6 protein-coding genes are annotated in these 7,115 nt (G+C 72.4%); all 6 read left to right on the forward strand.

The genetic code is table 11. From position 1 onward, the window contains the following. The first annotated feature begins 2 nt into the window (after nt 1-2). Nucleotides 3-1,202, forward strand: a complete 1,200-nt coding sequence (gene rodA, locus LG632_RS07195) for a rod shape-determining protein RodA (protein ID WP_226725986.1) — start codon at nt 3-5, stop codon at nt 1,200-1,202. A gap of 62 nt (nt 1,203-1,264) precedes the next feature. Continuing rightward, nucleotides 1,265-2,770 carry a CYTH and CHAD domain-containing protein gene (locus LG632_RS07200; protein ID WP_226725987.1) on the forward strand — a complete coding sequence of 502 codons (1,506 nt, stop codon included), beginning with the start codon at nt 1,265-1,267 and terminating at the stop codon, nt 2,768-2,770. A gap of 130 nt (nt 2,771-2,900) precedes the next feature. Continuing rightward, nucleotides 2,901-4,826 (forward strand): TIGR03960 family B12-binding radical SAM protein, encoded by a 1,926-nt coding sequence (locus tag LG632_RS07205; protein WP_226725988.1) that lies wholly within the window; start codon nt 2,901-2,903, stop codon nt 4,824-4,826. Between the two features lie 45 nt (nt 4,827-4,871). Continuing rightward, complete coding sequence (locus LG632_RS07210) at nt 4,872-5,189, forward strand: PIN domain-containing protein (protein ID WP_226725989.1); 318 nt, start codon at nt 4,872-4,874, stop codon at nt 5,187-5,189. 14 nt (nt 5,190-5,203) lie between these two features. Next, on the forward strand, nt 5,204-5,821 hold the full coding sequence (locus LG632_RS07215; RefSeq protein WP_226725990.1) for a hypothetical protein: 618 nt from the start codon (nt 5,204-5,206) through the stop codon (nt 5,819-5,821). Nucleotides 5,822-6,017: 196 nt separating this feature from the next. Beyond that, nucleotides 6,018-6,794 (forward strand): TIGR03936 family radical SAM-associated protein, encoded by a 777-nt coding sequence (locus LG632_RS07220; protein ID WP_226725991.1) that lies wholly within the window; start codon nt 6,018-6,020, stop codon nt 6,792-6,794. Nucleotides 6,795-7,115 lie beyond the last annotated feature (321 nt).

Genomic DNA, 7,115 nt, shown 5'->3' on the forward strand with positions numbered 1-7,115 from the left:
CGATGCCGACCGCCAACAAGTTCTCCGTATCCCGGTACGAGCCCAAGAAGGGCCCGCTCGCCCGGCTGACGGCCCGTGACTCGGTCCTGCGCCGGCTCGACTACCCGATGCTGCTGTCGGGGCTCGCGCTGTCGCTGATCGGCTCGCTGCTGGTGTGGTCCGCGACCCGCCACCGCGACTACCTCAACCAGGGCGACCCGCAGTACTTCCTGTGGCGCCACCTGCTCAACACCGGCATCGGCCTGGTCCTGATGATCGGGACGGTCTGGCTCGGCCACCGCACCCTGCGGGGAGCGGTGCCGGTGCTGTACGGGCTGTCGCTGCTGCTGGTCGCCGCCGTGCTGACGCCGCTGGGCGCCACCATCAACGGCGCCCACGCCTGGATCGTCATCGGCGGGGGCTTCTCGCTCCAGCCCTCGGAGTTCGTGAAGATCACGATCATCCTGATCATGGCGGCGCTGCTGGCCGCCCGGGTGGACGCGGGCGACCTGGAGCACCCCGAGCACCGCACCGTGGTCAAGGCCCTGTGCCTGGCCGCCGCGCCCATGGGCATCGTGATGCTGATGCCCGACCTGGGGTCGGTCATGGTGATGGTCGTGATCGTGCTGGGGGTGCTGCTGGCCTCCGGCGCCTCCAACCGGTGGGTGCTCGGGCTGATCGGCGCCGGGACGGCCGGCGCGATCCTGATCTGGCAGCTGGGTGTGCTCGACCAGTACCAGATCAACCGGTTCGCCGCCTTCGCCAACCCGGCGCTCGACCCGGCGGGCGCCGGCTACAACACCAACCAGGCGCGGATCGCGATCGGTGGCGGCGGGCTGCTGGGTTCGGGCCTGTTCAAGGGGCCGCAGACCACCGGGCAGTTCGTGCCCGAGCAGCAGACCGACTTCGTCTTCACGGTGGCGGGGGAGGAGCTCGGCTTCGTCGGCGGCATCGTGATCCTCGGCCTGCTGGGCGTGGTGCTGTGGCGGGCCTGTGTGATCGCGCGGGAGACCACCGAGCTGTACGGGACGATCGTGGCGGCCGGGATCATCGCCTGGTTCGCTTTCCAGTCGTTCGAGAACGTCGGGATGAACCTGGGGATCATGCCGGTGGCGGGCCTGCCGCTGCCGTTCGTGTCCTACGGAGGATCGTCGATGTTCGCGGTCTGGGTGGCGATCGGGCTGCTCCAGTCCATCCGGGTGCAGCGTCCGCTGTCGGCCTGACGGCCGACAGCGGACGGGCGCGCGCCCTGCCCTCGGCAGCCGTTCCGGACTAGGTTCGGTCCATGGCGGACATCAAACGCGAGATAGAGCGCAAGTTCGAGTTCACCAAGCCGAAGGCGGCCGGGCGGGGCGTACCGGACCTGACGGGCACGGCGGGGATCGCGGCCGTCCTCGACCAGGGCACCGTCGACCTCGACGCCGTCTACTACGACACCCCCGACGGGCGGCTCGCCGCCGACGGCCTGACGCTGCGGCGCCGGACCGGCGGCGCCGACGCCGGCTGGCACCTGAAACTGCCCGTGTCCCCCGGCGTGCGCGACGAGGTCCGGGCCGAGCTCAGCGACACCGTCCCACGGGGCCTCGCCGCCCTGGTCCGCTCCCGGGTCCGCGGCCAGGAGCTGGGGCCGCAGGTCCGGCTGCTGTCCTCCCGCAAGGTCTCCCACCTCCTGGACGCCGACGGCGCCCTGCTGGCGGAGCTGAGCACCGACACGGTCATCGCCGAACGCGAGGACGCCTCGGCCGGCTGGACCGAGGTCGAGGTGGAACTCGCCGACGGCGTCGGCCCCGAGCTGCTCGACGCCGTGGAGAAGGCCTTCAAGAAGGGCGGGCTCAAGGTCTCCGGCGCCCCGTCCAAGCTGGCCCGCGCCCTGGCCGAGACCGGTGGCGAGCCGGCGCCGCGCCCGGAGCCCGGGCTCGACTCCGCCAGCGCGGGCGCGGCCGTGCTGGCGTACCTGCGGGCGCAGCGGGACGCGCTGGTCGCCCAGGACCCGGCGGTCCGCCGGGACCTGCCCGACTCCGTGCACCAGATGCGGGTCGCCACCCGCCGGCTGCGCAGCGCCTTCAAGACCTACCGCAAGGTCCTGGACCGGGAGGCCACCGACCCGCTGGGGGCGGAGCTCAAGTGGCTGGCGGGCGAACTCGGGGTCGACCGGGACCAGGAGGTGCTGATGGAGCGCTTCCAGGGCCACCTCGACGGGGTCCCGCGCACCCTGCTGCTCGGCCCGGTCCGCGGCCGGCTGCGGATCTGGAACACCACCCGCCGCGCCGGCTCGCGCAAGCGGGTGCTGGCCGCCCTCGACAGCCGGCGCCACCTCGACCTGCTCGACGCCCTGGACGCGCTGCTGGCCGATCCGCCGCTGCTGCCCGCCGCCGGCGGGTCCGCCCGGCCGGTGCTGACCCGGGCCGTACGCCGCGACCTGCGCCGGCTGTCGCGCCGGGTCGACGCGGCCCTCGCCCTGGAGCCGGGCTCCGCGCGGGACGTCGCCCTGCACGAGGCCCGCAAGGCGGCCAAGCGCGCCCGCTACGCCGCCGAGGCCGCCGCCGCCGTCCTCGGCAGCCCCGCCAAGGACCTGGCCAAGGCGGTGAAGTCGGTGCAGACGACGCTCGGTGAGCACCAGGACAGCGTGGTCGCCCGCGAGGCCCTGCGCCTGCTGGCGGTGCAGGCCAACGGCGCCGGGGAGTCGTCGTTCACCTGGGGCCTGCTCTACGCCCGCGAGGAGGCCCTGGCCGAGCGGTGCGAGCGCGAACTCCCGGGGATCTGGGCCGAGGCCTCGGCGGTGACCCTGTAGCGCGACGGCGCCCCGGTCCGGCCCCGGCGCGGCCCGCCGGACCGGGGCCGGACCGCCCCCGAAGCGGCGGGGGCGGTCCCCGGGCCGGGTTACGCTAGAGAGTCGTCCCCTGCCCGCTCACGAAAGTCGCGTGATGTCCGAGTCGGTCTTCCCACAGCTCGAAGCGCTGCTCCCGCACGTGCAGAAGCCCATCCAGTACGTCGGCGGTGAGCTGAACTCCACGGTCAAGCCCTGGGAGAGCGCGGACGTCCGCTGGGCGCTGATGTACCCGGACGCCTACGAGGTCGGTCTGCCCAACCAGGGCGTCATGATCCTGTACGAGGTGCTCAACGAGCGCGAGGGCGTCCTCGCCGAGCGCACGTACAGCGTGTGGCCCGACCTGGAGGCCCTGATGCGCGAGCACGGGGTCCCGCAGTTCACGGTGGACAGCCACCGCCCGGTGTCGGCCTTCGACGTGTTCGGCCTGTCCTTCTCCACGGAGCTGGGCTACACGAACATGCTGGCGGCCCTGGACCTCGCGGGCATCCCGCTGGAGTCCAAGGACCGCACGGTCGACCACCCGATCGTCCTGGCCGGCGGCCACGCGGCGTTCAACCCGGAGCCCATCGCGGACTTCATCGACGCGGCGATCATCGGCGACGGCGAGCAGGCCGTCCTCGACATGACCGAGATCATCCGCGCCTGGAAGGCCGAGGGCCGCCCGGGCGGGCGCGACGAGGTCCTGTTCCGCCTCGCGAAGACCGGTGGCGTCTACGTCCCGCGCTTCTACGACGTGGAGTACCTGCCCGACGGCCGTATCGGCCGCGTCGTCCCCAACCGCTCCGGCGTGCCGTGGCGCGTGTCCAAGCACACCGTCATGGACCTCGACGAGTGGCCCTACCCCAAGCAGCCGCTGGTCCCGCTCGCCGAGACCGTCCACGAGCGGATGTCGGTGGAGATCTTCCGCGGCTGCACCCGCGGCTGCCGTTTCTGCCAGGCCGGCATGATCACGCGCCCCGTGCGGGAGCGAAGCATCACCGGCATCGGCGAGATGGTGGACAAGGGCCTGAAGGCGACGGGCTTCGAGGAGGTCGGCCTGCTGTCCCTGTCCTCCGCGGACCACTCCGAGATCGCCGACATCGCCAAGGGCCTGGCGGACCGCTACGAGGAAGACAAGATCGGCCTCTCGCTGCCCTCCACCCGCGTGGACGCCTTCAACGTCGACCTGGCCAACGAGCTGACCCGCAACGGCCGCCGCTCCGGTCTGACCTTCGCCCCCGAGGGCGGCTCCGAGCGCATGCGCAAGGTCATCAACAAGATGGTCTCGGAGGAGGACCTGATCCGGACCGTCGCCACCGCGTACGGCAACGGCTGGCGCCAGGTGAAGCTGTACTTCATGTGCGGCCTGCCGACCGAGACCGACGAGGACGTGCTCCAGATCGGCGACATGGCGGTCAACGTGATCGCCAAGGGCCGCGAGGTCTCCGGTCAGAACGACATCCGCTGCACCGTCTCCATCGGTGGTTTCGTCCCCAAGCCGCACACCCCGTTCCAGTGGGCGCCGCAGCTGTCGGCCGAGGAGACGGACGCCCGCCTGGAGAAGCTCCGCGACAAGATTCGCGGCGACAAGAAGTACGGCCGCTCGATCGGTTTCCGCTACCACGACGGCAAGCCGGGCATCGTCGAGGGCCTGCTCTCGCGCGGTGACCGCCGGGTCGGCGACGTGATCCGGGCCGTCTACGAGGACGGCGGCCGCTTCGACGGCTGGCGCGAGCACTTCAGCTACGACCGCTGGATGCGGGCGGCCGAGAAGACGCTGCCCGCGTACGGCGTGGACGTGGCCTGGTACACGACGCGCGAGCGCACGTACGAGGAGGTCCTGCCCTGGGACCACCTGGACTCCGGTCTGGACAAGGACTGGCTCTGGGAGGACTGGCAGGACGCCCTGGACGAGACCGAGGTCGAGGACTGCCGCTGGACCCCGTGCTTCGACTGCGGTGTGTGCCCCCAGATGGACACCCACATCCAGATCGGCCCGACGGGCAAGAAGCTGCTGCCGCTGACCGTGGTCAAGTAACCGACGTGAAAGCCCCCCCTTTCGAGGGGGGGCGGTCATGTCTCCGTGTGCGACGTGACCGAGTTCGAGATGCTCTACTCCGCCCGGTCGGTAAGCGAGTACAAGCAGATCAAAGGCCAGCTGCGCGACCTGTACGGCTGGGTCCCGGTCCCTGAGGACGGGTGGGAGCAGGTACTGCGCGCGCAAGAGGCATTGACCGATCTCGGGCGGCACCGGTCGGTCAGCGCATCGGATCTGTTCGTCGCGGTCACGGCACGTGCCCACAGGCTGACGGTCCTCCACTACGACCGGGACTTCGAGAACATCGCAGGCGTCATCGACGTACGGACCCGCCGGCTGGTGGAACCCGGAAGCGTCGACTGAGTGTCCTGCTGGGCATGAACACGCACAACTCCCAGCCTCCGGCGCCCGCCGGAGGCTGTCTCGGTGGGGTGGCCAAGGCCGTCGCCCTCGTCGTGGTACTGCCGGTGCGGGCCGTGTGGGAGGCGCTCGCCTGGACCTGCCGGACGATCGGGCGGTACGTGCTCGCGCCGCTCGTCACCTACGTGCTGGAACCGGTGGTCCGGGCCGTCGGGTGGGTGCTCGGGTGGCTCCTGCGGATCTTCGTGGTTTGGCCCTGCCAGGTGCTGTGGCGGTACCTCCTCGCACCCGCCGGACGGTTCCTGCACACCTACCTCCTCGCGCCCGCCGGGCGGTTCCTGTACCGCTGGGCGCTGCGCCCCCTCGGACACGCCGTGCTGTGGCTGGCCGCCGTCCTGGTCCGGTACGCCCTCGCGCCCCTGTACCGGCACGTCCTCACCCCGCTGGGCCACCTGATCGCCTGGGCCTGGCGGACGGCCGGGCGGATCCTGCGCGTCCTCGGCTGGGTGCTGATCGGCTGGGCCGCCGTACGGCTCTACCGCCACGTCCTGACCCCCGTCGGCCACGCGCTGCGCGACGCCTGGCGGACCGTGCGCGCGGCCGCGCGGGAGGTCCGGGTCGCGCTCTTCGGGTGACGCCCGGCGGGCACCGGGCGGAACCGCCGAGGTCATGGGCGCGTACTCTGGGTAGTACGACAGCCGTCGGCGCGGCCCCCGATGCCGCCCCCGCTGCGAAAGACGTCACAGGGCGGAGCCTGAGCGCTCGCGCCCCGCACAAGGAGAAGAACCACTGGGCAAGCGACAGCCCGAAGGCCCGCCGCCCGCACCGGCGGTGCAGCGCATCCGACTGCGCTACACCAAGCGCGGCCGCCTCCGGTTCACCAGCCACCGCGACTTCCAGCGCGCCTTCGAACGCGCCCTGCGCCGTGCCGAGGTGCCGATGGCCTACTCGGCGGGCTTCACCCCGCACCCCAAGGTCAGCTACGCCAACGCGGCGCCGACCGGAACCGGGAGCGAGGCCGAGTACCTGGAGATCGCCCTCACCGCGCCCCGCGACCCCCAGCAGCTGCGCGCGCTGCTCGACGAGTCCCTGCCGGCCGGCCTCGACATCGTCGACGCCGTCGAGGCCCGCACCTCCGGCCTCGCCGACCGGCTCACCGCCTCCGTCTGGGAGCTGCGCCTGGAGGGCGTCGAGCTCGCCGAGGCCGAACGCGCCGCGGCGCAGTTCCTCGCCGCCGACTCCGTCGAGGTCCAGCGCCGCACCAAGAACGGCCTGCGGACCTTCGACACCCGCGCGGCCGTGGTCAGCCTCGAAGCTCTTCCGGCGGCGGCTGATAGGCCGCTGGACAATGCCTGTGCGATACTGCGCCTGGTTGTTCGGCACGTGACACCTGCCGTGCGACCCGACGACGTCCTGTCCGGTCTCCGAGCTGTGGCCGACCTGGCGCCGCCGGTCCCCGCAGCGGTGACCAGGCTGGCGCAGGGGCTCTTCGACGAGGAGTCCGGCACGGTGACCGACCCGCTCGCGCCCGACCGCGACGCCGACACGGCCGCTCCACCCACGGCCGCCGTGCCGGCCGACGCGAAGGCGCCGGAAGGTCCCGCGTAGGACCGTCGTCGCCGTGCAGCCCTGGCACTCGGGAGCCACCTGGGTCGGGCCGCGCACAACCTGAAGACTTCCGCCAGGCCGTACGACATCGCGTACGGAACCGGCGGCTCGGACTACAGCTCCCGTGAGGCGCACGCGCCCCGGAGGCCGGCTCCGCGTTCTCTGCGCGGAGCCGTGCCGGACCGGATGTCAGCCGCGGCGCCCGGGAGCGTGACGGGAGAACCCCGCATGCCCCTGAACGTTGATTCCAGCCCCAGCGACAACCTGCCGCCGCGCCGCCGCCGCCGGGTGGCGTCCCGCCCGGCCGGTCCCCCCGGCGGC

Source organism: Streptomyces antimicrobicus, from assembly GCF_020532625.1.
GTDB classification, from domain to species: domain Bacteria; phylum Actinomycetota; class Actinomycetes; order Streptomycetales; family Streptomycetaceae; genus Streptomyces; species Streptomyces antimicrobicus.

Excerpts from the sequence above, each read along its gene's own strand:
- LG632_RS07215 (WP_226725990.1), top strand. The coding sequence starts at position 5,204 with ATGAACACGCACAACTCCCAGCCTCCGGCGCCCGCCGGAGGCTGTCTC.
- rodA (WP_226725986.1), top strand. The coding sequence starts at position 3 with ATGCCGACCGCCAACAAGTTCTCCGTATCCCGGTACGAGCCCAAGAAG.
- LG632_RS07200 (WP_226725987.1), top strand. The coding sequence starts at position 1,265 with ATGGCGGACATCAAACGCGAGATAGAGCGCAAGTTCGAGTTCACCAAG.